Genomic DNA, 25,514 nt, shown 5'->3' with positions numbered 1-25,514 from the left:
CGTGCCGACGTGCATGATCACGACCATGGCCACGGACCGGGCGACAAGCATCATGGCGCTTGCCCCGGCGACCCGCTAGGCAACGAGCAACTGCAGGATTATGTGCCGCGACTGGAGGCGATGGCGCGGGACTACGGGCTCAGCTTCTACCCGGTGGATTTCGAACTGGTGCCCAATCAGTTCATGATGGAGGTAGCGGTCTACGGTTTGCCGGTGCGGATGCCTCATTGGTCCTTCGGCGTACGCTACATCTACCAGTACGTGCAACACCGCATGGGCGGCTCCAAGATCTTCGAGGTGGTCTTCCCCGGTGACCCGAACCGTGCCTATCTGGTCAACGACAACGGGCTCTCCGAGAACACCCTGGTCACCGCCCATGTGCTGGGACACGCCGACTTCTCCCGAAACAATAGCCTGTTTGACCGCATGCAGCGCGAAGTCGGCTACCACATCGTGGAGCAGACGGCGGATCGCGCCCATCGCATCCAGGAAGCCATCGAACAGCATGGTGAGCGCCGAGTGGAGGCGGTACTCGATGCCGCCCTGTCACTGGAACAGCACATCGACACCAACAAGCCCTTGCACCGGAGCCGATATAAACAGGCGCCAGCCCCCACGGACAAGCCTGTGCCGAACCCCCAGAGCTTTGATGCGCGGTTTCATCGTCTGCCCGGTGAAGAGCCGGCAGGCCCGGCGCGGTCGCAGCAGGCGCGCATGCGCATTCCGCCAGCACCGGAGTACGACCTGCTCTGGTTCATCGCCCATTACGCACCGGACATGGCGGACTGGGAGCGGGATATTTTCCTGGCGGTGCGGGAAGAGTCCTACTATTTCTATCCCGTTTTTGCCTGTCAGATCATGAACGAGGGCTGGGCGAGCTACTGGCATGCGCGACTCCTGCGCGAGGCGGACTTCCTGCCCGGCCGGGTTTACCTGGACGCCATCAAGACCCATTCAGACGTGGTGCGCCCCTACGCCGGCGAGCAATCCGTTGCACTGCAGGTGAACCCCTACCATCTCGGCTTTCGGATGTGGGAGCGCATCGTCGACGACCTGGGGCTGGATGCGGCCATGCGGATTCGCAGCGAAGAGGATGACTTCGGCTTTTTGCGCAATTACCTGGACCAGGACCTGGCCACCGAACTGCAGTTGTTCAACTACGCACGCCGTCCTGGTGCGTCCGGCGAGGAGCGCTTCATCGTCAAGGATAGGGACCTGGCTGATATCCGCGAGAATATCCTGAGCCCCAAGTTCAACTACGGGGCTCCGCGAATCTATGTGGAATCAGTGGGTCTCGACGCCAGTCTGTCACTGGGCCACGACCATGCCAGCGATGGTCGTGGCCTGGATCTCAACCGGGCCCGGAAAGTCCTCGAGTATATCCATCGGGTATGGCGACGGCCTGTTCGCCTTGCCACCGTTGATCATGCCGGCGAGGAGCGGCAGGTGGAACTGGAAGAGAACTAAGGAGACACTGATCTATTCGCGCGTTCGTGCGAATAGATCAGTGTCTCCCTTAAGACCATCGCCCGAAGGGGTCTTCATTATTGGGCGAGTAATCCACCGGTTTCGTCAAAGGCTGCCAATCTGTTGCGTAGATTATTGCCTGTACCGCCGCCTGCTGACTCAAACTCCCCCACCGCATAAATCACGCCGTCAACAATGGAGAGCGCCTGCACTACGTCATCGGCCCCGGGATTCCAATCGGTCAGGTTGCCACCAATGCCAAAAGCCGCCAGGCCGTTGCGTGTGATTGTGCCTGTACCACCGCCTGCGGAGGTAAAGCGTCCACCCGCATAAATCACGCCGCCCGCCGTGGCAAGTGTGTTCACTATGTTACCGACCCCGGGATTCCAATCCGTCAGGTTACCCGCGGTATTATCAAAAGCCGCCAGATTATTGCGTGTGCTACCGTTGACCGAGGCAAAGCGGCCTCCGACGTAAATTACCTCGTCCGCAATGGCAAGCGTCGATACTGTGACACTGGTGCCTCCGATGGTTCCCGGGGCCCAGGCGGTCAGGTCGCCATCAGGATCAATGGCCGCCAGGAGACTACGTGTTTCGCCGTTTACCTCAGTAAACCTCCCACCCGCGTAAATCACGCCGTCCGCCATGGCAAGTGTGCGCACTGCGCGATCGGCCCCCGGATTCCAATCCGTTACATTGCCTGCAGTATCAAAAGCCGCCAGGCGGTTGCGTGTGATTGTGCCTGTACCGCCGCCTGCTGAAGTAAAATTCCCTCCGGCATAGACTATGCCGTCGGCGATGGCGAGTGTATTCACCGTGTTCTCGGCTCCGGGGTTCCATCCGGTCAGCTCGCCGGCACTATCGAACGCCGCCAGGCGATTCCGTGTCTGGCCGTTTATCTCCGTAAAGCTTCCGCCCGCGTAAATCAGGCCGTCTGCCATGGCGAGCGTGAACACCGAGCTAAAAGCCTCTACATCGGGATGCCAATCCGTTAGATTGCCTGCGGCATCAAAAGCCGCGAGATTGTTTCGGGTCTTGTTGCCTGCCGAGATGAATTCCCCACCCGCATAGATCACGCCGTTCGCGATGGAAAGTGTGCGAACTATGTCACTGACCCCGGGATTCCATCCTGTCAGATTGCCGTCGGTATCAAAGGCCGCCAGGTGGCGACGTGTTTCTCCGCCTGCAGAGCGAAATTGCCCGCCGGCGTAGATCACCCCGTCTTCAATGGCAATCGCAAACACCGGTTGCAGGCTACCGCTGTCGCCAGGATTCCATGTGAGCAAAGTACCTGCGGTATCAAAGGCGGCCAGACGGCTGCGCGACGTTTCGCCGGTACCACCGCCGGCTGAAAAAAAGGTTCCTCCCGCGTAAATTACATTGTCTACAATGGCAAGTGTGTATACTCCCGAACTGACGCCAGGATCCCAGTTCGTGAGTTGCCCTTCAGTATCGAAGGCCGCCAGGCGATTACGCGTATCGCCGTCGACCTCAGTAAAGAACCCTCCTGCATAAATAACGCCGTCTGCCGTCGCGAGCGCCAATACCGTGTTATCGGCTCCGGGGCTCCAGGATGTCCGGTTGCCTGCAGTATCAAAGGCCGCCAGGCGATCACGTGCCGCGCCGCCTACCTCAGTGAAATCACCGCCCGCGTAAAGCACTCCGTCGGCAACGGCAAGGGCGCGCACCGTGCCGTTGGGTTGTTGTGCCCAGTCCATCAGGTCGCCTGCGTGATCAAGGGTCGCGAGGTGGTCACGTGTTTCGCCGCCCACCGACGAAAAGTCCCCGCCTGCATAAATCACATCATCTGCAATGGTTAGCGCATGTACCGTGTCATCGGCCCCGGGGTTCCACGACGTCAAACGTCCTGCATGATCAACATGAGCCAGCCGCAAACGCTCTTCATTGCCCACCTCGGTGAAGGCGCCGCCGATATACCAGCCGCCATTACTATCCGTAACCGTCGCGTAGACCGTGCCATTTACTTCGGGAAAAGCCAGGGCATGGGGGGAATCAAGTTTTGCAGGGAAGCCTACCCCTGAGCCCGTCACCAAGTTGGCCTGATCGAAAGAGCCGCCTACATAACGTGTGCCATCTGCACCAAAAGCCTGTGTACGAACAGCGTTTACTCGAAAAATATCATTATTCAGCCCCGCAACTTTTGCCGAAAAACTGCTCCAGTCCTGCAGCTCATCATTCACCTTCAAAGCGACATACACAGGCTCGCCTTCAACAAGATCATCCAGCAGTACTGGGGCGGAAACATTTGTCAGTAGTTCGGCGCCATAGACGCTGTAGTTGCCCAGCTCTGTTTCGATATCACGGGTAATGTACAGGTCGTAGGCTTCTCCCTCCGAGCCCGTCCAGGTGATTTCAGCCTGGGTTGGGCCCTTTACATCGATTGCAAGTGCTTCGCCGGAATGCGACTGGGTTAACCAGGGCGAAACGCTGGGCCCGTTACTGCCGTCACCGTCAACCCCACCATCACCATCACCACCACCACCGCCGCCGCCGCCGCCACCACCACCTACACAGGCAGCGAGTATCAGTGTCAGCAAGGCAAAGCTGGCGACACGGGCGCATGTCACGGTCAGTGGGCGCATGTAGCCTCCTGGGCGATAGTTGTCGTCAATAAAACGACATTAGAGCCCAATTCGGCTGTGATGCGGATAGTGCAAATGCACTACGTCGAAGGGCTGCACTCAGCCGACTAAAATGACTCTGGCCGGACGGAAACGTGCCGGCCGATCGGCAAGCCCCTGAAGGCGTTCGACTGCTGGACCATCCCTAATGGCGTCCGACCCCGGGCGGCAACAGGAGCACCCTCCCGCCACAACTGGTCAAGCGCATAACCCCGGATGCGCTCGGCCAGGGCATACACACCCACCAGGCGATGCGCCGTCAGGCGCTCGGACAACCCCGAACGCGCAAGAAAATCCGGCGGCGTCGCAACAATCACCTCGCCGGAAAAACCCGAATAGACCCGAAGCAACAGGGCCAGTAGGCCGGCATCCATGGGGCAGTCGCTCGCGCCGCTGAAATGCATCGCCGCGGCAGTCCCCTCCGCCCTTAGCCAGGTGGAGGATACGCATGTGTTCACCCGGTAACGGGCACAACGATGAGCAGCGGGAAAGCGGGGTAGCGACCGGGCCTGGTCAATGATGTACCGATACCGGTCCGGCCAGCTATCCAGGCCGGCCAGAGTCTCGACGACTGCCTGCTGTGCGAAACGTGGATGCTCTTCGATGGACTGCATATCCGGGTCTCCCTGTCACCGCAGAGACCAGATTAATAAGAATTAATCCTATTTGCAAACAGTTATCATTTAGTGCACTTTGCCACGCTTGGCAGCCAGGTGTGCCCGACGTCGGTATTCACGCAGTTCCTCGCGCAGGTGTTCTACTGCCTGCTGCGTCAGATCGCAGCGCCGACCATCCAGCACATGGCCATCGAGCTCGTCCGCAATGCGTCGCGCCGTCTCCAGCATCTCCTCGAAGGCGGACAGGCCGTCGAAGGGCGCCGGCAGCTGCAGGAACATGGCCAGCCCGGGGGTTTCCAGGGAATCGATTCGCTGCGGATCAAAAACACCCGGCTTGACCATGCTGGCCATGCCGAACAGCGGCGTCCGGCGTCGGTCACCACCGGGGTAACGGTGGAAGATCTGCTGCTCGCCGAAGGTCAGGCCTACCTTGCGGGCCGTCTCCATGACTGCGGGCCCGGTAAAGCAATAGCCCTCCCCCGCCGTGACATGCAGAACGACGATCTTCTCTCCGGCATCCTGGTAGATGACCTCGTCGTCCTCGTCCAGGGTCTCTTCCGCAATGAAGTCCCTCTGCATGGGTTGGCGAGGCGCTGGGCGCGGAATAACCGAGTCGCGCTGCGCAACCCTGGGCTCGGGCGGGTCAGGTTCGGGCATGACCTCGGCGGGCCGAGGCTGCTCGGGCGCCTGTGCCCATTCCGGCAGGTCCGGCTCTGCAGGCAGCGGCTCGGACTCGACGGGTGCCGCGCGGTGGCGGACCCGCGGCGGCGACAGGATGCCGTCCGCCCGCGCCTTGTCGGCATCCCACTCTTCCGCCGGGCTTCGTTTGCGCTCACGGCGGGCCACAGGTGCCGGCTCGTCATCCAGTGGCGAGACCGACAGCGCGTCCAGGTCGTCATCGGGATCGTCAATCACCAGATCGTCCAGGTCCCGCAGGGCATCGTCGACGTCGCGATCAGATCGGCGGTCACGGCGGCCACCCCGACGCCGGGCGACTCTGGCGCCCTTGGCGTTCCGCCCTTCTTGCCAGCGGTAGAATCCGTACAGGCCGCCAATGATCAGCAGACCGAGAACCAGCAGTATCCAGCGCAAAGTGTCCATGCTCTAACCTATTGGTGCATCAGGCCACCGCCATGTCGGCGGCTTCATCGACGTCAACGGCCACCAGCCGCGAGACACCAGCCTCGTGCATGGTGACCCCCATGAGATGGCCGGCAATTTCCATGGTCGTCTTGTTGTGGGTGATGAAGATGAACTGTACCCGGTTGGACATTTCCTTCACCAGTTGACTGAAACGCCCGACATTGGCTTCGTCAAGCGGGGCGTCGACTTCATCCAGCATACAGAACGGTGCCGGGTTTAGCTCGAAGATGGCAAAGATCAGGGCTACCGCCGTCAATGCCTTCTCGCCACCCGACAGCAGGTGGATGTTGCTGATCCGCTTGCCCGGGGGGCGCGCCATGATGGTCACACCGGTTTCCAGCAGATCGTCATCGGTGAGTTCCAGGTACGCCTCACCACCGCCAAACAGCCGCGGATACATGTTTTTGAGGCCGGCGTTGACACGCTCGAAGGTATCCTTGAAGCGGGTGCGGGTCTCGCGATCGATTTTCCGGATCGCCGACTCCAGGGTTTCCAGCGCCTGGGTCAGATCTTCCTGCTGCTGGTCCAGGTAAGACTTGCGCTCGGCTAGCTGGTCATGCTCCTCGATGGCGGCGAGGTTGATGGAGCCGAGCCGGTTGATGGATTGCTCCACGGCAGACAGGCGCTCCAGCCAACGCGCCTCCTCGGCACCCGGAGGGAGGTTTTCCTGCAGGGTTTCCAGGTCGAAGCCCAGCTCCAGCAGCTGTTCAGCCTGAGTCTGGCGCCGGACCTTGTGCTCCTGTTCGTGTAATCGGGCGGCTTCCAGGGCTTCGCGAATCCGCTCTGCCGCCTGCTCGCTCTCGATTCGGCTGGCATCCTGCCGGCGTAACTGCTCGTCAATGGCGGCAAGCCCTTCCCGGGCCAGGTTCAGTTCACGCTCCACCTCGACGCGTTGGGCAAGCAGGGTTTCCCGCTGTCCGTTGAGCGCCCGCTCGGGATCGGACTCTGCGTCGAACGCCTGCTCAAGTTCGCGCTCGCGCTCCTTGAGACGCTGGTGCTGTTCCTCCAGCCGCTGCAGGTGTTCGGCGATGGAATGCCGCGCGGTACGGGCATTCTCGAGACGCAGGGAGAGATCATGCCGCTGCTCACGGCAGCCGCGCATCCGCTCCCGCGCCCCAATGACTGCGGCCTGGGCCTGCTCCCGCTCGGCCTGCAGTGAATCACGCTGCTCGTCCAGCGCCTCGCCGCGATCCAGTGCTTCCTGCAGATTGCGCCGGGCGGCGCGCAACCGGGCAGCGGCGTCCTCGTCCTGCTCCGCAAGGCGCTCCAGTTCTTCGGTGAGCCCGTCACGGCGTTCCGCAACCTCGGCGAGTCGCTGCCGCCGACTCTCAAGCCGCGACTCCACCTGGACCAGCTCACCGGCGACACTGTCGCGCTCCTCGCGCAGTTCAGCCTGGCGCTCGGCAGCTTCACTGCGTTGTTCGCTCACGCCGCGCTGGCGCTCCACCAGATCAGCCAGTTCGACCTCGGCATCAGTCACAGCCTGACGCAATTCCTGCATGGCACGCTCCCGCGCCAGCACCCCGTCATCGGAGGCATCAGTGGAGCCGAGGCTCAACCAACGCTGCCCAAACCAGCGTCCGTCCGCCAGCAGGACGGATTCGTGGGCAGCCAGCCTTGGGCGGGCGGCGAGCGCCTGGTCAAGGTTGTCAGCGCAATAGACCCCTCCGAGCAGATCATCCATGGGCCAGGGTGCGGTGACCTTGTCGAGCAGACGGGGCAGGCCAACATCCCCGGCAACCGCCTGTTGAACATCCATTCCAGGCTGCAATAGCAGCAAGCGACCACCCGGCGGCGACTGACCGGCACTGGCCAGGCGTTGACTATCACCATCCAGTAACAGCGCCTGCAGGCGCTCACCGAGCACAAGCTCCACGGCCTGCTCCCAGCCCTGGATGACTTGCAAGCGGCTGGCCAGGCGTTGATCCGCAGCCAGTCCCTGGTCGGCAATCCACGCCGCCCGCGCCTGGTCGTCCTCGCCGAGCGCGCTCTGCTGCAGGGTTTCAAGGGAAGCCAGCCGCGCCTGCTTGCGTTGCAGCTCGCCGCGCAGCTCATGCAGTGTTTCACCAAGTTCGTCTTCCTGCTCACCAAGGCCTGCAAGGCGCTGATCAGCCTGTTCGAGTGCCTCGTTCGTATTCTCGCGGCGCTCCAGCAGAACTTCGTGTTGTTCGCCGAGCTGTTGCAGCGCCTCCTCCACGCTGTCCGTCTGCAGGCCTTCCAGCTCCTGGCGCAGTCGCTGGCGGCGCCTTTGCAGGTCGTGCTGGCTCTGCTCCAGCCCCTCGATCCGGGTACGCTCCACTTGTGCTGACTGCAGGCTTTCCGCGGATTGGCCGTTGAACGTATCCCAGCGCTGTTGCCAGTCGTCGAGACGCTCCTGCGCCTCGACCATGGCATCAGACGCCTCTTCTTCCAGGGCTTCGGCTTCCTCGATGCGGGGCTGCAACTCCTCAAGGCGCTGCTCGAGGATGGTAAGTTTTTCGCGATCCTGCTCCAGCGTGGCGGTGACCTCCGCGAGGCTGCGGGCATTGGCGGCGGTATCTTCCTCGTGGCGATTGCGGAGCTCACGTTGGTGGGCGATCTGCTGCTCGATGCGCGCGAGATCACTGCCGAGCCCGTAGTAGCGACCCTGTATCGCGTTCATGGCCTCGCCACGCTCGCGCTGCTGCTCGCGGGCCTCCACCAGCCCCCGCTCCGCCGCCCGCTGGCCCGCGATGCAGGACTCAAGCTCCGTCTCATGCTCGGCAATCTGCTGCCGGCAATCCCGCAACTGACCGTCCAACGCTGTCAGGCGCAAGGCCAGCAGTTCTGCGCGGAGCTGGCGCTCCTCCTTTTTCAGCGCCTTGTAGCGCTCGGCGGTCTGCGCCTGCCGCTTGAGCTTCTCGAGCTGCGAACCCACCTCATCGCGCAGATCGTTGAGCCGTTCCATGTTGTCGCGGGTGTCTCGAATGCGCCGCGATGTCTCCTTGCGCCGTTCCTTGTAGAGCGAGATGCCCGCCGCCTCTTCCAGATAGACCCGCAGATCCTCGGGGCGGGCCTCGATGATCCGGGAGATCATGCCCTGCTCGATAATTGCGTAGCTGCGCGGCCCGAGCCCAGTACCCAGGAACACATCGGTAATGTCCCGGCGGCGGCAACGGGTGCCGTTCAGAATGTACTGGGACTGGCCTTCACGGTTGACCTGGCGTTTCACCGAGATCTCTGCATAACCGGCATACTGCCCGCCCAGCGTTCCGTCGGTATTGTCAAAAACCAGCTCGATGGCGGCGTGACTGACAGGCTTGCGACTGTTGGATCCATTGAAGATGACATCCGTCATGGATTCGCCGCGGAGATACTTGGCGGAGCTCTCGCCCATCACCCAGCGCACCGCGTCGATGACGTTTGACTTGCCACAGCCGTTCGGCCCGACAATCCCCACCAGGTTGCCCGGCAGGTTGACCGTGGTCGGATCGACGAAGGACTTGAAACCGGCCAGCTTGATCTTCTTCAACCGCATCAGACTGTGCCCACCGCCAGTACCCCGGCATGCATCCGCATTGCCATGCCGCCCGAGGATCGATGGTGACCCGCAAGCCGCATGCCCGTAAACTCCCCGCGCATTATCCCTGTCCGTGGAGGTCAACAAAAGACATGACGACACAGCCGTCGAAACAGCTGGATACCTTTCCCAACCCGGCGCCGGAGCGTGATTACACGATACGCATGCGGATACCGGAATTCACCTGTCTCTGCCCCAAGACAGGTCAGCCCGATTTCGCCACGTTCCATCTGGAGTACGTGCCCGACCAGGCCTGTGTGGAACTGAAGTCGCTCAAGCTCTACATGTGGTCGTTCCGCGACGAGGGGCACTTCCACGAGAAGGTCACCAACGACATACTCCAGGATCTGTTGAAGGCGACCAATCCACGATTCATGCGCCTGACCGGTGTCTTCAACGTACGCGGCGGCATCGACACCAGTATAATCGCGGAATACCGCGATCCAGCGTGGACGCCCCCCACCCCCGTTCAACTCCCCTGAACGGAACCTGCATATCAGTATCCGATGCTGTGCCCTGGGGTGGGCTGTGGACCAGATCAGATGTTGGGTGTACGGGAAGGCTGAGAAAAACGCGAGCGTCTGACGCGCACGGTCCGAAGGGACCGTCAGCGACAGGGATGTCGCTGTCGAGCCCCCATGGATGGTTCACGGCGTGTCTCTACGGGCCGTGCGCGTCAGACGCTCGCGTTCCTCCTCAGGATGTATTACTTCCGTCATGGATTTGTGGCATTGTGCTGGATGGAGTCAGCACACGCCCGCCTCGTTGTGGGCAGGAGTCGATCATGGACGGAACCACCGATACCCGCCTGCCGGACTCGGTATGGCAGCAGGAAATACGCCTGGTCAGGGATACCGGCGAAACCCTGATCGGCACGGGAGAGTCGCTATTTGCCGGCGGTTTTGCAGTGCTTCTGGATCGCCCCCTCTACACCGGCGAAGAGATCACCCTCGAGACGGTGCTTCCCAACCACGCCGAACATCGCCTGGAACCGTTGGTCATGCGCTGCCGCGTGGTCTACCTGGTGGAGTTGACCCACCCTGCCAATCGCCTTCGTGCGGGACTTTCCCCGGTCAGTATCAGCCAGCGCAATCGCCGCCTGCTGATGCAGTTCGCCCGGGAGCAGATCCGCCGCCGGCGCAGCGAACAGGAAGCCGAACAGCGGCGCGAAGTTGTAAGCTAACTTCGCGCCCGCTCCAGCCATTCGGCCATGCGGGAGACGCCGAGCCGCAGGCGGTCGATATCGCTGGTATATGCGAATCGCACATAGTCCCGCGGCGCATTGTCTCCAAAATCCACACCCGGCGTGACCGCAACGCCCGCTTCCTCCAGAAGCCCCCTGCACAGCGTCTGAGAGTCCATCCCCGTGGCTGTGCAGTCCGCGTAAATGTAAAACGCGCCATCCGGTCGCGCCGGTATCCGGAAACCAAGCGACTCCAATGCCGGTAGCAGGTAGTCGCGGCGCTCCGCGAAGGCCTGTCGCCTCGCCTCGAATACCTTGTGGGCCTGGGGCGTGAAGCAGGCGAGGGCCGCATACTGGGCCGGTGTAGAGGCGGCGATATAGAGGTTCTGTGCCAGACGCAGGGCCGCCCCTTCATAGCCTGGCGGCACGACGAGCCAACCCAGACGCCAACCCGTCATACCGAAGTACTTGGAGAAGCTGTTGACGATGAAGACATCGTCGCGCACTGCCAGCGCGCTGCGCAGATCCCGCTCGTAGCTCAGCCCGTGATAGATCTCATCGACAATCAGCGCCGCATCGCGGTCGGCCAGCCAGTCACGCAGTTCCGCTATGCGCGACTCGTCGATGATGGTGCCGGTGGGGTTCGACGGCGAACCGACCATTGCGGCCACACAATCATCTGTCCAGTGGGCTGCGAAATCCTGCACTTCCGGCTGAAAGCCGCTGCCGGCGAAAACCGGCACGGCAACCGGCACGCCATCGAGGTGTAGTACAAAGTGGCGATTACAGGGGTAGCCTGGGTCCGGGAGCAGAACCTTCTGCCCGGCATTGACCAGCAGCGCCAGGGCCAATAGCAATGCGCCGGAACCGCCGGGCGTCACCAGAATCCGGGCGGGGTCCAGGGCGATCCTGCTGTTTTCCCGATAATGCCGGGCGATGGCCTGGCGCAGTTCCGGCAAACCAGCGGAGGGCGTGTAACCCGTCAGGCCACGACTCAGACATCCCATGGCTGCCCGAATCACCGGCTCCGCCGTAGTGAAGTCCGGCTCGCCGATCTCCATGTGCACGATATCGCGGCCTTCCCCCTCAAGCTCACGCGCACGGGTCAGGAGTTCCACCACATGGAAGGGACGAATGGAGTCGGTGCGATTGGCGCGCGGCAGTGACATGGTGCGGCTCCCAGGGTTCATCCAGCCGCAAACATTAGCAAGCCAAGTGGCATCCGCGCCACGCGGGAGCGCACTGGTAGACTGTGGCAACGTTTCGTGTCCTCGACCGTGAAGAGCCCCGGAATACCAAGATGCCGGAACAGTTGCCACCCACCTCCTACTGCGGACGCTTCGCACCGAGCCCGACCGGCCCCCTGCACTTCGGCTCACTTGTTGCCGCATTGGCCAGCTTTCTGGAGGCACGCCGGCAGGGTGGGCGTTGGCTGCTTCGGATCGACGACATCGACCCGCCCCGGGAGCAACCCGGCGCCGCTGATGACATCCAGCGCACGCTGGAGGCCTTCGGGCTGCAGTGGGATGGGCCGGTGCTCTACCAGAGTCGGCGGCGGGAACTCCATGAACAGGCGCTCACCGTCTTGGCAGACCGGGGCATGGCGTTCGATTGCGGCTGCACCCGCCGGGATATCGCCGAGCGTGCCCGGCAAGGGCCGAACGGTCTGATCTATCCGGGCACTTGCCGCAACGGCCTGCCGCCAGGACGCGAGCCCCGTGCACTGCGTGTGCCAGTTGATGACGTCTTGATCAGCTTCGAGGATGCACTCCAGGGACCGCAACGTTGCGAGTTGGCCCAGGCCATTGGAGACTTCATCGTGCGCCGGGCCGACGGCTGCATCGCCTATCATCTGGCCGCCGCCGTGGACGATGGCGACGCCGTGATCAGCCACGTGGTCCGCGGTGCAGACCTGCTCTGGTGCACCCCACCCCAGCTTTATCTCATGCAACTGCTCGGACTGCGGCCACCGCACTACATGCACCTGCCGGTGGCAGTGAACGCCGAGGGCCAGAAGCTCAGCAAACAGAGCCATGCTGCACCACTGGACGCCAGGCACGCTTCTCGCAGCCTGCATGCGGCTCTGGTTTTCCTGCGGCAGCAGCCACCAGCCGAGTTGATAGCGGCAACCCCATCCACCCTGCTCGGCTGGGCGCTGGAACACTGGAACCCTGATGCGCTTCGCGGAGTGCAACAACTCCCCGCGATTGACTCCATTACCGATTGAGAAAGCGGTCGCCCAAGCCGGGGACATGTGCTACCTTCGGTAACATAAATAGAAAGTCGGTGATGGGAGGAGTCACCATGCCGCAAAGCCAGGATCCGGGCCCCGGTTCCCATAGCGTGCTGATTTTCCTGCTTGGCCTGTTCCTGCTGACCTCGCCATTCACCGCCTGGTGGATGACCGCCGGGGCACCCTGGTATTTCGTGTTCCTTTGCTGGTTCGTGCTGATTCTGCTGTCAGCAGGGCTGGCACGGCGACTGATGAAGCACCATGACACTTGATCTGGCGCCACTTTTTGTAAGCGCACTGCTGTATCTGCTGCTGCTGTTCGTGATCGCTCATGCCACGGAGCAGCGCTGGCTGCCCGTGCGGCTCACCCGACACCCTGCCGTCTACGTGCTTTCCCTGGGCGTGTACGCGACAACCTGGAGCTATTACGGCAGCGTCGGGTTTGCCAAGGACCAGGGGCTGCTCTATCTCACCATCTATCTCGGGGTGACCCTGGCTTTCGTGCTGGCGCCGGTGCTGCTGATGCCGATACTGCGGCTGACACGCACCTACCAGCTCACCTCCGTCGCGGACTTGTTCGCCTTCCGGTTTAACTCCCAGGCGTCGGGTGTGCTTGTTACCGTCCTGATGATCGCGGGGGTGCTTCCATACATTGCCCTGCAGATCCGCGCGGTGACCGAATCCACCGTGGTCCTCACCGAGCACGGCAGCGCGCCGCAGGTGCTCGCATTCTGGTTCGTGCTGCTGGTAACCATCTTTACCATCATCTTCGGCGCACGCCATGCATCACCGCGGGAGAAGCACGAAGGGCTGGTCACCGCCATCGCCTTCGAGTCTCTGATGAAGCTGCTGGCCCTGTTCATTGTTGCCGTGGTGGCGGTGTGGCAGGCCTTCGGCGGCCTCCGGGGTATGCACGACTGGCTGGAGGATAACCCGGAAGTCGTGACCGCCCTCTACCAGCCGGCGCTAGAGGGCCCGTGGGCCAGTCTGCTGATCCTCGCCTTTGCGGCGGGCTTTCTGCTGCCCAGGCAGTTTCAGATGATCTTCACCGAGAACATGAAGCCCCGCCACCTGTTGACGGCAAGCTGGGCCTTCCCCCTGTTCCTGCTGGCGCTGACACTGCTGATTCCGCCGATACTCTGGGCCGGCATGGTGCTGCAACCGAACACCTCGCCGGACTACTACGTGCTCGGCCTGTCGTTGCTCAGCGGCTCCCCCAGCCTGGCGGTACTCGCCTACCTGGGTGGCATTTCCGCCGCCAGTGCCATGATCGTGGTAACCACACTGGCCATCTCCTCGATGGTGCTGAACCACCTGGTGCTGCCACTGGCAGGGTTGCAGCCCCATCGCGACCTGTATGGCGCGCTGCGCTGGCTGCGTCGCGTCATCATTGCAGTGATCATCACTGCCGGCTATGGCTTCTACCTGATCATGGAACCCACTGGTGGCCTGGTCGGCTGGGGACTGATCTCCTTTCTAGCCATCGTCCAGTTGCTACCGGGCGTGATTGCAGTGCTGTTCTGGTCCCGCGCCACCGCCGGCGGCTTCATCGCAGGTTTGCTCGGTGGCATGATGGTCTGGGCCTTCGCCGTGCTGCTGCCGCCGCTCTCCGGCAGCGACGCCATGACCTGGATGGGCCTGAGCCCGTCGGATGCCGCAGGCACACCAGAGGTCTACCAGACAGCAACCTTCTGGTCCCTCAGTCTGAACACCTTCCTGCTGGTTCTGATTTCCCTGCTCAGCCGACCGGACCCGCAGGAACGCGAAGCCGCTGCCGCCTGCCGGGAACTCGCTCCGCTGCTGCCGGCGGGCGACCTGCGTGCCCGTTCACCACAGCAATTCGTGGAGCAGCTCTCCAGCGTCATGGGGTCCCGGGCCGCACTGGCGGAGGTTCGCAAGGCCACCCGGGATCTCGGCATGGACTGGGACGAAAACCGACCCAACCATCTCTACGGCCTGCGCTCCCAGATCCAGCGCAACATCTCCGGCATGATGGGGCCGGTGCTGGCGCGGATGATCGTGGACGAACGACTGCGGGTGGACAACGAAAGCCATACCGCCCTCACCCAAAATGTGCGGCTCATCGAGGAACGCCTTGAGACCTCACGGACGCGCCTCCGCGGTCTTGCTGCGGAACTGGACCGATTACGGCGTTATCACCGGCAGATCATCGAGGATCTACCACTCGGCGTGTGTGCCGTGGCCCAGGGTGGGCGGCTGGTACGATGGAATCCGGCAATCGTGCGTCTGACGGGAATCCCGGTGACGGCGGTACTGGGCCGTCGATTGGAGGAGTTGCCCGCGCCCTGGGGACCGCTGCTGAACGCTTTCCTGGCCGCGGAGACGGACAACTGGCACAAGCAGAGTCTGGAGTCCGAGGGCCGGCAGCGCTGGTACAGCCTGCACAAGGCCCGCGTCGAGGAGCCCGGTGGCCGGCAGCGTAACGACAAGAGCGGGGAAACCGTGCTGCTGCTGGAAGACCTCACCGACGTGCAGCGCCTGGAGCGGGAACTGGCTCATAGCGAACGGCTGGCGTCCATCGGCCGGCTGGCTGCGGGCGTTGCCCATGAAATCGGCAATCCGGTGACCGGCATCACCTGCCTGGCCCAGGAACTGCGAGACCAGACCGACCCGGATGAAGTCCAGGCCTACGCCGACGACATCCTGACCCAGGCCCAGCGCATCAACAACATCGTGCAGTCCCTGGTCCGCTACGCCCACGGCGGAGAACGCCAGATTCGCCAGGAAACCGCGGTGGACCTGCACGATACGGTGGCCGAGGCCATGCGGCTCACCATGCTGAGCCGGAGGGCCCGACATCTGCGATTCGAGAATCTGGTCCCGGTGAGTCACCAGGTGCTGGGAGAGCCCCAGCAATTGCTGCAGGTCTTCGTCAACCTACTCACCAATGGAGCAGATGCCTGCGATGAGAATGGCCGGATCCAGGTGCGCTCCAGCGCCACCATGGACTGGCTGGACGTGGAGGTGATCGACAACGGCAGCGGCATCCCGAACGAGGCCATGGACCGGATACTGGAACCTTTCTATACCACCAAGCCGCCGGGCCAGGGAACCGGGCTGGGGCTACCGCTGGTTTACAACATCGTCCGGGACTGCGGCGGAGACCTGCGTATTGCGAGTGACCTACAGGGCACCACAGTGCATGTCCGCCTCCGGCGGGCAGCCTTGCCCATTGCTGTTGGGGAGACGTAACGACATGGCGAGCGTACTGATCATCGAGGACGAGGACATCATCCGCAACGCCCTGACGCGACTGCTGGAGCGCCACGATTACTCCGTGGCCTCGGCTCCCTCAGTCGAGGAGGCGGGCGACGCCCATGACCTGACAAGCTTTGACGTCATCATCGCGGACCTGCGCCTGCCCGGCGCGTCCGGCATGGAGGTCATGCGCCTCGCTCCCGGCGTGGCCACCATCATCATGACCAGTTACGCCAGCGTACGCTCCGCCGTTGAGGCAATGAAGTGCGGCGCACTGGACTATATCGCCAAACCCTTCGACAACGACGAGTTGCTGCTGGCGGTGCGCCGCGCCGTCAAGGAGGGCCGCCTCGAGCGACAGAACGCGGCGCTCAAGGCAGATTTGAGCCGTGACTACCCGGTGGCCGGGATCATCGGTGACTGCGTCCCCATGAAACGCGTCTTCGAGCGCATCGCCAAGGTTGCTCCCACCGATACCAGCGTGCTGATACTGGGAGAATCCGGAACCGGCAAGGAACTGGTCGCCCGGGCCCTGCACGAGCGGAGCCGGCGGGCAGACGGACCAATGATTGCGGTGAACTGCGCGGCCATCCCGGATTCACTGATCGAGGCCGAACTGTTCGGTCACGAGAAGGGCGCGTTTACCGGCGCGGTTGGCATGCGACAGGGCCTGGTGGAAGCGGCCCATGGCGGCACCCTGTTCCTCGACGAAATAGGAGAGCTGCCACTCCCGGCCCAGGCGCGTCTGCTGCGGGTGCTGCAGGAAGGCGAGATTCGCCGTGTCGGTGCATCCGTATCGCGGCGCGTTGATGTGCGCTTGATTGCCGCTACCCATCGTGACCTGGGTCAGTTGGTGGCCGATGGTGCGTTCCGTGACGATCTCTACTTCCGGATCAACGTCATGGAGATCTGCCTGCCGGCGCTTCGGGAGCGCGGCGATGACATCGTGGATCTTGCCCGCTACCTGCTGGAGCGCACCTATAAGCGGCTGAAAAGCCCACCACTGCGCTTCAGCCAGGAAACAGTCCGTTGCCTGACCCGCTACCCCTGGCCGGGCAACGTGCGGGAGCTGGAGAATGCCATCGAGCGTGCGGTGATCCTGGCCGACAGTGCCGTGATCACGCCGGAACTCATGGCCCTGCCGGACCGCCAGGACCAGCCCCGGGAGCCAGGCCGACGCACCGCACCGGATCTCTCGCTGGAGGATTATTTCCGCCAGTTCGTGCTCGAACATCAGGACTCCGCGACGGAGACCGAGTTGGCCAGACGCCTCGGCATCAGCCGCAAGGCATTGTGGGAGAAGCGGCAGCGGCTCGGCATACCGCGCCCGAGACAACGCTCGGTGGACGCCTGAGGCGCTGTGTACGGACCGGGGTCACGTTTGTTACGATCCGGGACAAGTTGTTACGAAATGAAACATTTATCGTTGTCGGCGACAGGAGTTGCAAGAAAAATCTCTCTTTAAGTCATTTGCTTGCAGCACATTCGCCTGGCGAGGTTCTTGCACTTGCTCCGGCTTTTGCGGGCGCCTGCTACGCTTTCACGGGATGATTCAACGAGGCGCTGAATACTGATACACGGAACAAGGCGCAAGCGGCGTCGCGCCGCCCAAGCCGGACCAATAATAGGAGGAGACAGTCATGTCGAACGCGAAGATCTACCCTGTACCGGCGGAAACCGCCAAGAACGCCAACATTACGCGCGAGCAGTACCAGGAAATGTACCGCCGCTCCCTGGATGATGCCGACAACTTCTGGGCAGAGCAGGCGGACGAGCGCCTTCACTGGTTCAAGAAGTGGGATACGGTCAACGGCTCGGATCTCAACAAGGGCGTCATCAAATGGTTTGAGGGCGGCAAGATCAACGCGGCCTACAACTGCCTCGACCGCCATCTTGAAAAGCGCGGTTCCCAGACTGCCATCATCTGGGAGAAAGACGACCCCAAGGCTGACGCCGAACATATTACCTATCGAGATTTGCACGAGCGCGTCTCCCGTTTTGCCAACGCGCTGAAAGCCCGCGGTGTGAAGAAAGGTGACCGGGTCTGCATTTACCTGCCGATGATTCCCGAGGCGGCGGTGGCCATGCTGGCCTGCGCCCGCATCGGCGCGGTCCATTCAGTGGTGTTCGGTGGCTTCTCGCCACAGGCCCTGCAGGACCGGGTGCTGGATTCCGACTGTCATGTGGTGGTGACCGCTGACGAAAGCGTCCGAGGCGGCCGTAACTTCCCCCTCAAGGCCAATGCCGACCAGGCCCTGCAGAAGTGTCCGGACGTGAACACGGTGTTCGTGGTGAAGCGCACCGGTGGCAAGGTCGATTGGCAGGAAGGTCGCGACGTCTGGTATCACGAAGCCGTGAAAGATGCGTCCGCCGACTGTCCCGCCGAGGAGACCGACGCCGAGGATCCGTTGTTCATCCTCTACACCTCGGGTTCCACCGGCAAACCCAAGGGCGTGATGCACACCACGGGCGGGTACCTGCTCGGCGCCAGCATGACCCACGAGTACGTCTTCGACTACAAGGACGGCGAGGTCTACTGGTGCACCGCGGATGTGGGATGGGTCACCGGCCACACCTACATCGTCTATGGTCCACTGGCCAATGGCGCCATCACGCTGATGTTCGAGGGTGTGCCGACATTCCCGGATGCCGGGCGTTTCTGGGACGTTGTCGACAAGCATGACGTGGCCATCTTCTATACGGCTCCGACAGCCATCCGGGCGCTGATGGGCCAGGGGAACGATTTCGTGACCCGCAGCAGCCGCAAGTCCCTGCGCCTGCTCGGCACCGTCGGTGAGCCCATCAACCCGGAAGCCTGGGAGTGGTACAACAACGTGGTGGGCGACAAGCGCTGCCCCATCGTGGACACCTGGTGGCAAACCGAAACCGGCTCGATCCTGATCACGCCGCTGCCCGGTGCCACCGATCTCAAGCCCGGCTCCGCCACCCTGCCCTTCTTCGGGGTTGAACCGCAGCTGGTGGACAACGACGGAAACCTGCTGGACGGCGCGGTCGCCGGCAACCTATGCCTGGCCCGTTCCTGGCCCTCCATGATGCGGACCGTCTACGGCGACCATCAACGGTTCATCGAGACCTACCTGTCCACCTACAAGGGCAAGTACTTCACCGGGGACGGCGCTCGTCGCGACGAAGACGGCTACTACTGGATCACCGGTCGCGTGGATGACGTGCTCAATGTCTCCGGGCACCGTATGGGGACCGCCGAAATCGAAAGCGCCCTGGTGCTGCATGCAGCAGTGGCCGAGGCGGCGGTGGTAGGCTTCCCCCACGACGTGAAGGGTCAGGGCATCTACGCCTATGTCACCCTGATGTCGGGGAAAGAACCCACCGACGAATTGAAGAAGGAACTCAACGACCTGATTCGGAAGGAAATCGGCGCCATCGCCAAGCCGGACTTCATCCAGTGGGCACCCGGCCTGCCGAAAACCCGCTCTGGCAAGATCATGCGTCGCATTCTGCGCAAGGTTGCCTGCAACGAGTTGGACAGTCTGGGTGACACCAGCACGCTGGCGGATCCCTCGGTGGTGGACGATCTCATCGAAGATCGTGCGAACCGCTGATTCTGTCAGGTACTGAGCCACACGGGGCGGCCTGCCCCGTGTGGCCATCCAATACCAAGAGGCACCAGCCACGGCGGAATCCAGCGGATGTTCGATATCATCTTCGTCCTGGTCACCGGTTTCATCGCCTACCACGGCATTACCTACCGAACGCCCGACGGCGACAAGGACACGGTACGCCTCTACATGGGCTGCATTGCCCTGGTCTTTTGCCTCTGGGTGCTTTTCAACGATGTGCTCGGCCTGCCGCTGCGCGGCGGCTAGGGACCGTTCCTACCCGCCAGCGAACGCCTGCTCTCAGAGCCTGTAGGGACGCTGCTCACCATCGCGTTCCGGATCAGACAGACGGCGTTGATCCTCCGGCAGCGTGAATTGATAACGCAGATAGGCTGCGCGGTCAGCGATGGTTGGCGGCGGGTCGGGTTGCAGCCGGAAGAAACGGGTCAGCCAGCCAGGCCCCTCGGTGACTGATGGATCAAGCGCCATGGCGAACTCGTAGTCCGTCAGCGCCTGCCGATGCTCACCCATCCGATCGCGGAGAATGCCGCGATTGGCATACGTACCCGCAAACTCCGGGTCCATGTCGATGGCAGCGTCGAAGTAGCCCTCGGCCCGCTCATAATCACCCGCCATCATGGTTGCGTTGGCGAGGCCGCGCATGGCGGCGACATGCTCCGGGTTCTGCTCCAGGGCCCGGTTGTACTCGCGAATGGCACGCTCGTAGTTTTGCTGCTCGAAGGCCTGATTGGCGGCATGATAGGCCATATCCCCCGGCCCGCCGCCGCGCTGCAACATGCCATCCCAGATGGACCAGGCCACCCACGCCAGGGTCAGGCTGACTGCAATCACCATCAGGATTCGATATGTGCGGTTAGCCTCCATGGGGCACCCCCACCGTACTGGCATTGAATAGAAACGAGAAAACCAGCACCACGAAGAATGCGATAAAGCCCGCTCTCTGCTTCTGCCCCGCGATCTCCCGCGACTCCAGATCCCGGGCCAGCTTGCGCTCCAGCCGACGGCAGGACAGCACCCAGATGATCTTGCGTGTCGGCAGAAACAGCAATGCCGCAAGGATCAGTACATAAGCGTAAAACGGTATGGTCATTGATCTGAAGAATGCCAAGCCGAAGTCCGGGAGGGCAAGCCCCTCCCGGACTGTTTTGTTAGCCACCCCAGAGGATGGCGTCAGCCTCAGGTCGACGCTCTGCTGTCGGTCTTGAGCGCATCAATATCCTCGACCAGGACCTCGACCTCCCGATCCGGCACAGTCGACATGTGCAGCTTGTAGGCCAGGAACCACATCATGAAGACGCCCAGCGCCCACCACAGCAGCTGCCAGGTCCAGATCGAGGGCAGACCGAAGAACATCCAGGTGGCCGGATCATTCGGGTTGCCAAAGATCCAGTTGCCGATCACCGCACCCGGGCCGATGCCGAAGAAGAACCAGGTCAGCGCCAGGATCCAGCCGATGGGGATCAGGTGCCGCTTGGCTTCAGGAACACTCGCATGCTCACGCAGGAAGTTGTGGATCTGCATGCGATGCTCGGTCTCGGCCTTGTTCTGGGTGACCGCCGATACTGCAATGGCAATACCCAGGTTGAAGAGGATGCCCCAACCAGCCGAGTGAATCGTCAGCGGCCAGCGGCCCCAGGCCTCGATGCCCAGCAGATTAATGCCCACGTTCTCGGTCAGGCTCACTGCAATCAGCCCGGCGATCAGACCGAGGACGACCCCCTGGCGGGTCAGCCAGGGCCAGAAGCAGATGGCAATCAACGCCGGCCACATCTGGAAGCCATAAGCCACCGCCAGGCCACCCAGCAACACCAATGCATCCGTCGCAACGGTTGCCGTTGTCAATGCGGCCCCGGTGATGAATAACACCCCCAGCCGCCCGGCAAACTTCTGCACCTTGTGATCGGCATTGGGCATGATGTAGCGCTTGAGTATGTCGCGTGTGAGCATACCCCCGGCCGTGGACATGTAGGCTGCGCCGGTGGACTGCATGGCCGCCAGCGCACACACAGCCAATAGGCCCACCAGCCAGGGCGCCGCTTCACCCAGCAGGGCGATCAGCTGCGGTACCAGAGCCCCGTCACCACCGGCGTCCCGCAGGGCAATCCAGGTATCCGGTGATTCACCGCGCTGGATTGCATCAAGCCCCGCCTGCACCCGCTCGTCCACCTCTGCCCAGGTCAGCTCCGGATTCTGCGTGGCGATGATGCCGCGCTGCAGAACAGGGTTGGTGACGATTTCCGGGTTATCCTGGGCAAACTCGGGATCACCGCCCAGCAGATGGCCACCAACGCCCTGGAAAGCCGTGAACGTGAACAGGATCAGGCCGATGCCGAAGGACGACGCCCAGACCTGCTGCGGAGCGAACGGCTTCGGATTGTGGTTGGAGAACGACCACATGGTGAACGCCGGCGAGGACTGGATACCCATCAGCGCGAACATGTAGGTGAGAATCATGATGCCGGTCCATGGCCCGCCTTGCGCCGATGGCCCTGCACTCACCCACTGAATCACGCCAGGCACTGCGATATAACCGCTGTAGCCGTCCGGTGTGCGGTTGGTATCGGTCAGGGTGAAGGCCGCCAGGCCGTCGGTGAAGACACCCCAGCCCCCCACGTTGTACATGGCCACGCAACCGATGATGACGATGCCGCCTGCAAGCAGGATGCATTGCGCCGCATCCACGTAGGCCACGGCCCTCAGGCCCCCGGATGCCACGTACAGGAGCACCACGGCGGAAAGCATCCACATGCCGACCTCGACACCGAGCCAACCGTCAGTGAGCACGTTGAAGAGGAAGCCCGATGCCCGGAGCTGAATCCCCACGTAGGGTATGGAGAAAATCAGCGCCACCAGCACAACGAGGATTCGAATCGCTTCCGAATTGAAGTAGTGGCTGAACATTTCGCCGGGTGTCACATAGCCCCAGCGCTTGCCGATCATCCACTGTCGCTTCAGGAATAGCAGCCCGGTGAAGGGGATGGTGATGGCGTAGAAGGACGCGTAGGCGTATTGCAGGCCTTCCGCGTAAATCGAGCCTGGATGACCGACGAAGGTCCACCCCGAGAACGATGTGGCCGTAGCCGCGAGGATAAACACCCACATGGAGATGCTGCGCCCCGCAACGAAGTAATCGCTCGCCGTCTTTGCAGCTAGTGCACTCTTGACACCCCAGAATATGCAGTAGCCCCAATAGAGGGCGACGAAGATGAAGAGCCATATGGCTTTCGCTTCCATCGCTACTCCCCCGTTTTATCATCGTTATTGTGACCCGCAGGCGGGCCACGCCATACAAGGCAATCATTTCCTTGCGATTTTTGTGCCCCCTAGCCGTTACCGCCAGGCACGGGACACGAGATGGCTTCAGCGGCAAGGCAGAGTCCGCCGCTCAGCGGTTAGACGTTACAAGTCGTAACGCAAGGCGTTTCGAACGGTAATGTATGGGTCAAAATGTCGCATACCATGACGGGCGGCTTGGCATCCCATCACACTGAACGATAATGGCGGGACACCCTTGGAAAGCCAGTCGTCACAGGGGCCGGCATGCCAACCATGAGTTCAGAAGAAGAAGCGCTGGAACAATTGGCCAGATGCCCCGTGTTCCGCGATCTCGACCGGCAGGCGCTGTTGCAGTTGCTTGTGTCGGGGCGCATCGAATGTCTGGCGAATGCAACCGTGGTCGATCTGGCGCGACCGGATCAATGTCTGCGCATTCTCTACGCCGGCGCGGTGGAGCTGCGGGGCGAAGGACAGCGGCGAGAGCGTGGAGGTCCCGGTTTGATGCTGGGCCTGGATGCTTATCTGGACCAACCCCCATCCCACAAAGATGCAGAAATCCTGCGCGAGGCGCGGGTGCTGACCATCCCGTTTGACGAACTCCGCCGGCTGGAGGAGACCCAGCCATCTCTGTCGGGTTTGTTCGACGGCATCATCACCGAGCGAATACGCAACCGCAACGAAGAAGACAATGCACCGCCGCGGGGCGTGATGGCACAACCGGTGTCACGCGTCATGACCTCACCACTGGTCTGCTCTACGGCGACGCAGACATTGCGGCAGGCTTTCGAGACCATGCGCAGCCGCAAGATCGGCAGCCTGGGCGTCACCAATGGCAGCGGCGGCCTGGAAGGGGTGGCAACGCTCGCAAGCCTCACGGAGGCAGCACTGTCCGATGACAGCAATGCCGATGCGCCGTTGACGCGGGCTTGCCGGGGAGTCGCCATCGTGGCGCCGGACACACCCCTGTGGGAGGCGGAGCGCCTACAGAAGCGCAAGGGGATGAAATACCTGGTGGTCATGGACGGCGAACGTCCGTTGGGCATGGTATCCCAGACCAATATCCTCAGTGCATTGCTGTCGCAACAGGACTTCAGCCACAACTGGATCGAACAGGCCGGAAGCCTGTGTCGGCTGGCCGAGCTTCGCCGCGAGGCGGGCAATGTGGCCAGGGACGCCTGGGAGCGTAACCGGGACGCCAACCGCGCCGTGCGCCTGTTGAGCGACTTCCATCTGGCGATCCAGCGGCGTTGTGTGGAACTCACACTGGAGCAACTGCGGGAAGATGGTCCCGGGGAGCCGCCACGCGGCTATGCGCTGATCATCATGGGGTCCGGGGGACGCCGCGAAATGCTGCTCAATCCGGACCAGGACAACGGGATCATCATTGACGATCGCGACGGCCCGCTGTCGGAACCGGAATCAGACTGGTTCAAGCGGTTCTGTCACGCCGTCAACGAGAACCTCGCCACTGCGGGCTATATCCTTTGCCCGGGCAATATCATGGCCCGCAACCCGGACTACCATCACACCCTCGGTGAATGGCAGACCGTGTTGCAACGCATCTGTGAGCGGCCGAACCAGACCCATGGACGCTGGGCGAATATCTTCTTCGATTTCTCCCTGCTGCACGGCGATACACACCTTTGCGAAAAGCTGTGGCAGCATTCGCTGGACACCCTGGCGAAGGAGTCGCGCCTGCTTCGCTTCATGGCGGCGGACGATGCCGAGGGTCGGCCGGCACTAGGTTGGTTCAATCGGCTGGTCACTGCGGATGACGAACGTCGCAAGGGCCGTGTCGATGTCAAGCGCAATGGCTTGAGGCTGATCTGCGATGCCGCGAGAATCTTTGCGCTGGGTGCCGGCCTCTCGGAAACCGGTACCATCGAACGTCTGCGCGCGCTGGTCCGACAGGGTACCCTGTCACCAGATTTCGCGGACTCGGTGACGGCGGCCCATGAGCAGTTCATGGATCTCCTGTTCAGCCACCAACTCGAGCAGGTGGAACAAGGCATCGAGCCGGATAAACTCATCGATCCTTCCCGGCTCAACGCGCTCAGTCGCGAGAGCCTGCGCATGGCCATGCACGCGGTCAAACGCTTTCAGGATCGACTGCAGGGGCAGTACAGCCCTTGAGGAGACGCTGAATCATTCAGCGCTTCCCCGAGACAGCGGGTAATCGAAAACCCCGCGATGACAACAGAAATATCGGAGAGAGTACACATCATGTCCAAGCGCATTCTCATCGCCGACGATGAGCCCAATATCGTGCTGTCACTGGAATTCCTCATGAAGCGCTGCGGCTACGAAGTGCTCACGGCGGACAACGGCGATGCAGCCCTGGATCTGGTGGAGTCGGAGAAACCTGACCTGGTGCTGCTCGACGTGATGATGCCAAAGAAGGATGGCTACCAGGTCTGTCAGTCCATCCGCGAGCGCACGGAACTCGATCATGTGCGCATCATCATGCTCACGGCACGGGGTCGGGACGTGGAGCGAGAGAAAGGTATCTCGCTGGGTGCGGACGACTATGTGACCAAACCGTTTTCCACCCAGGAGGTGGTGAACAAGGTCCAGCAATTGCTGGGTGAATGACGCGT

General features: G+C 62.2%; 19 protein-coding genes. 11 read left to right on the top strand and 8 right to left on the bottom strand.

Annotation, left to right across the window (positions count from 1 at the left end; all coding sequences use genetic code 11):
• Positions 1-9: 9 nt before the first annotated feature.
• Positions 10-1,467 carry a SpoVR family protein gene (locus tag J2T57_RS09460; protein WP_253477165.1) on the top strand — a complete coding sequence of 486 codons (1,458 nt, stop codon included), beginning with the start codon at positions 10-12 and terminating at the stop codon, positions 1,465-1,467.
• A 77-nt stretch (positions 1,468-1,544) separates the two neighbouring features.
• Here the strand turns inward: J2T57_RS09460 and J2T57_RS09455 are convergent, their stop codons facing one another.
• The 4 genes from J2T57_RS09455 to smc all read right to left on the bottom strand — a co-directional run bounded on the left by J2T57_RS09455 (position 1,545) and on the right by smc (position 9,365).
• On the bottom strand, positions 1,545-4,070 hold the full coding sequence (locus J2T57_RS09455; RefSeq protein ID WP_253477162.1) for a hypothetical protein: 2,526 nt from the start codon (positions 4,068-4,070) through the stop codon (positions 1,545-1,547).
• 107 nt (positions 4,071-4,177) lie between these two features.
• The gene (locus tag J2T57_RS09450; RefSeq protein WP_253477159.1) at positions 4,178-4,723 is read right to left on the bottom strand and encodes a SufE family protein; all 546 of its coding nucleotides are present in this window, start codon (positions 4,721-4,723) and stop codon (positions 4,178-4,180) included.
• A gap of 69 nt (positions 4,724-4,792) precedes the next feature.
• Positions 4,793-5,827, bottom strand: coding sequence for a cell division protein ZipA (gene zipA / locus J2T57_RS09445; RefSeq protein WP_253477158.1), 1,035 nt, complete (start codon positions 5,825-5,827; stop codon positions 4,793-4,795).
• A 19-nt stretch (positions 5,828-5,846) separates the two neighbouring features.
• Entirely contained in the window at positions 5,847-9,365 is a 3,519-nt protein-coding gene (smc, locus tag J2T57_RS09440) for a chromosome segregation protein SMC (RefSeq protein WP_253477155.1), read from the bottom strand.
• A gap of 134 nt (positions 9,366-9,499) precedes the next feature.
• On the opposite strand from smc, the gene queF reads away from it, so the two are divergent.
• A complete protein-coding gene (queF, locus tag J2T57_RS09435; RefSeq protein WP_253477152.1) occupies positions 9,500-9,889 on the top strand; it encodes a preQ(1) synthase in 390 nt (129 codons plus the stop codon).
• Positions 9,890-10,191: 302 nt separating this feature from the next.
• Positions 10,192-10,590 (top strand): hypothetical protein, encoded by a 399-nt coding sequence (locus tag J2T57_RS09430; RefSeq protein WP_253477149.1) that lies wholly within the window; start codon positions 10,192-10,194, stop codon positions 10,588-10,590.
• Here J2T57_RS09430 and J2T57_RS09425 read toward each other — a convergent pair.
• Positions 10,587-11,759, bottom strand: coding sequence for a pyridoxal phosphate-dependent aminotransferase (locus J2T57_RS09425; RefSeq protein ID WP_253477147.1), 1,173 nt, complete (start codon positions 11,757-11,759; stop codon positions 10,587-10,589). The two genes, J2T57_RS09430 and J2T57_RS09425, sit on opposite strands and share 4 nt — an antisense overlap.
• Before the next feature lie 131 nt (positions 11,760-11,890).
• On the opposite strand from J2T57_RS09425, the gene gluQRS reads away from it, so the two are divergent.
• The 6 genes from gluQRS to J2T57_RS09395 all read left to right on the top strand — a co-directional run bounded on the left by gluQRS (position 11,891) and on the right by J2T57_RS09395 (position 19,887).
• Positions 11,891-12,817: a tRNA glutamyl-Q(34) synthetase GluQRS gene (gene gluQRS, locus J2T57_RS09420; RefSeq protein ID WP_253477144.1), complete on the top strand. Its 927-nt coding sequence runs from the start codon at positions 11,891-11,893 to the stop codon at positions 12,815-12,817.
• Between the two features lie 77 nt (positions 12,818-12,894).
• Positions 12,895-13,095, top strand: a complete 201-nt coding sequence (locus tag J2T57_RS09415) for a hypothetical protein (protein WP_253477141.1) — start codon at positions 12,895-12,897, stop codon at positions 13,093-13,095.
• On the top strand, positions 13,085-16,036 hold the full coding sequence (locus J2T57_RS09410) for a sensor histidine kinase (RefSeq protein ID WP_253477138.1): 2,952 nt from the start codon (positions 13,085-13,087) through the stop codon (positions 16,034-16,036). Before J2T57_RS09415 ends, J2T57_RS09410 begins: the two co-directional genes overlap by 11 nt.
• Before the next feature lie 4 nt (positions 16,037-16,040).
• Positions 16,041-17,396, top strand: coding sequence for a sigma-54-dependent transcriptional regulator (locus J2T57_RS09405; protein ID WP_253477135.1), 1,356 nt, complete (start codon positions 16,041-16,043; stop codon positions 17,394-17,396).
• A gap of 286 nt (positions 17,397-17,682) precedes the next feature.
• The gene (acs, locus tag J2T57_RS09400; protein WP_253477132.1) at positions 17,683-19,623 is read left to right on the top strand and encodes an acetate--CoA ligase; all 1,941 of its coding nucleotides are present in this window, start codon (positions 17,683-17,685) and stop codon (positions 19,621-19,623) included.
• A gap of 87 nt (positions 19,624-19,710) precedes the next feature.
• A complete protein-coding gene (locus J2T57_RS09395; protein ID WP_253477129.1) occupies positions 19,711-19,887 on the top strand; it encodes a hypothetical protein in 177 nt (58 codons plus the stop codon).
• Positions 19,888-19,920: 33 nt separating this feature from the next.
• Here the strand turns inward: J2T57_RS09395 and J2T57_RS09390 are convergent, their stop codons facing one another.
• From J2T57_RS09390 to J2T57_RS09380, 3 genes are all read right to left on the bottom strand, one after another.
• On the bottom strand, positions 19,921-20,505 hold the full coding sequence (locus J2T57_RS09390) for a tetratricopeptide repeat protein (protein WP_253477127.1): 585 nt from the start codon (positions 20,503-20,505) through the stop codon (positions 19,921-19,923).
• On the bottom strand, positions 20,495-20,731 hold the full coding sequence (locus tag J2T57_RS09385) for a hypothetical protein (RefSeq protein ID WP_253477124.1): 237 nt from the start codon (positions 20,729-20,731) through the stop codon (positions 20,495-20,497). Before J2T57_RS09385 ends, J2T57_RS09390 begins: the two co-directional genes overlap by 11 nt.
• Positions 20,732-20,817: 86 nt before the next feature.
• Entirely contained in the window at positions 20,818-22,875 is a 2,058-nt protein-coding gene (locus tag J2T57_RS09380) for a sodium:solute symporter family protein (RefSeq protein WP_253477121.1), read from the bottom strand.
• A gap of 315 nt (positions 22,876-23,190) precedes the next feature.
• Here J2T57_RS09380 and J2T57_RS09375 point away from each other — a divergent pair, with 315 nt between their 5' ends.
• Together J2T57_RS09375 and J2T57_RS09370 are read left to right on the top strand one after the other, a co-directional pair.
• A complete protein-coding gene (locus tag J2T57_RS09375) occupies positions 23,191-25,050 on the top strand; it encodes a putative nucleotidyltransferase substrate binding domain-containing protein (protein WP_253477119.1) in 1,860 nt (619 codons plus the stop codon).
• 90 nt (positions 25,051-25,140) lie between these two features.
• Positions 25,141-25,509 (top strand): response regulator transcription factor, encoded by a 369-nt coding sequence (locus J2T57_RS09370; protein ID WP_253477115.1) that lies wholly within the window; start codon positions 25,141-25,143, stop codon positions 25,507-25,509.
• The last annotated feature ends 5 nt before the right edge of the window (positions 25,510-25,514 follow it).

Origin of the sequence: Natronocella acetinitrilica (genome assembly GCF_024170285.1) — a bacterium.
In the GTDB taxonomy this organism is placed as follows: Bacteria; Pseudomonadota; Gammaproteobacteria; order Nitrococcales; family Aquisalimonadaceae; genus Natronocella; species Natronocella acetinitrilica.
The sequence above is the reverse complement of the archived record's forward strand: the minus strand, read 5'-3'. Positions and strand labels throughout refer to the sequence as shown.

Bases quoted from the DNA above. Each gene is read 5' to 3' on its own strand.
- J2T57_RS09455 (WP_253477162.1), bottom strand. From the start codon at position 4,070: ATGCGCCCACTGACCGTGACATGCGCCCGTGTCGCCAGCTTTGCCTTG.
- J2T57_RS09450 (WP_253477159.1), bottom strand. From the start codon at position 4,723: ATGCAGTCCATCGAAGAGCATCCACGTTTCGCACAGCAGGCAGTCGTC.
- zipA (WP_253477158.1), bottom strand. From the start codon at position 5,827: ATGGACACTTTGCGCTGGATACTGCTGGTTCTCGGTCTGCTGATCATT.
- smc (WP_253477155.1), bottom strand. From the start codon at position 9,365: ATGCGGTTGAAGAAGATCAAGCTGGCCGGTTTCAAGTCCTTCGTCGAT.
- queF (WP_253477152.1), top strand. From the start codon at position 9,500: ATGACGACACAGCCGTCGAAACAGCTGGATACCTTTCCCAACCCGGCG.
- J2T57_RS09430 (WP_253477149.1), top strand. From the start codon at position 10,192: ATGGACGGAACCACCGATACCCGCCTGCCGGACTCGGTATGGCAGCAG.
- J2T57_RS09425 (WP_253477147.1), bottom strand. From the start codon at position 11,759: ATGTCACTGCCGCGCGCCAATCGCACCGACTCCATTCGTCCCTTCCAT.
- gluQRS (WP_253477144.1), top strand. From the start codon at position 11,891: ATGCCGGAACAGTTGCCACCCACCTCCTACTGCGGACGCTTCGCACCG.
- J2T57_RS09415 (WP_253477141.1), top strand. From the start codon at position 12,895: ATGCCGCAAAGCCAGGATCCGGGCCCCGGTTCCCATAGCGTGCTGATT.
- J2T57_RS09410 (WP_253477138.1), top strand. From the start codon at position 13,085: ATGACACTTGATCTGGCGCCACTTTTTGTAAGCGCACTGCTGTATCTG.
- J2T57_RS09405 (WP_253477135.1), top strand. From the start codon at position 16,041: ATGGCGAGCGTACTGATCATCGAGGACGAGGACATCATCCGCAACGCC.
- acs (WP_253477132.1), top strand. From the start codon at position 17,683: ATGTCGAACGCGAAGATCTACCCTGTACCGGCGGAAACCGCCAAGAAC.
- J2T57_RS09395 (WP_253477129.1), top strand. From the start codon at position 19,711: ATGTTCGATATCATCTTCGTCCTGGTCACCGGTTTCATCGCCTACCAC.
- J2T57_RS09390 (WP_253477127.1), bottom strand. From the start codon at position 20,505: ATGGAGGCTAACCGCACATATCGAATCCTGATGGTGATTGCAGTCAGC.
- J2T57_RS09385 (WP_253477124.1), bottom strand. From the start codon at position 20,731: ATGACCATACCGTTTTACGCTTATGTACTGATCCTTGCGGCATTGCTG.
- J2T57_RS09380 (WP_253477121.1), bottom strand. From the start codon at position 22,875: ATGGAAGCGAAAGCCATATGGCTCTTCATCTTCGTCGCCCTCTATTGG.
- J2T57_RS09375 (WP_253477119.1), top strand. From the start codon at position 23,191: ATGAGTTCAGAAGAAGAAGCGCTGGAACAATTGGCCAGATGCCCCGTG.
- J2T57_RS09370 (WP_253477115.1), top strand. From the start codon at position 25,141: ATGTCCAAGCGCATTCTCATCGCCGACGATGAGCCCAATATCGTGCTG.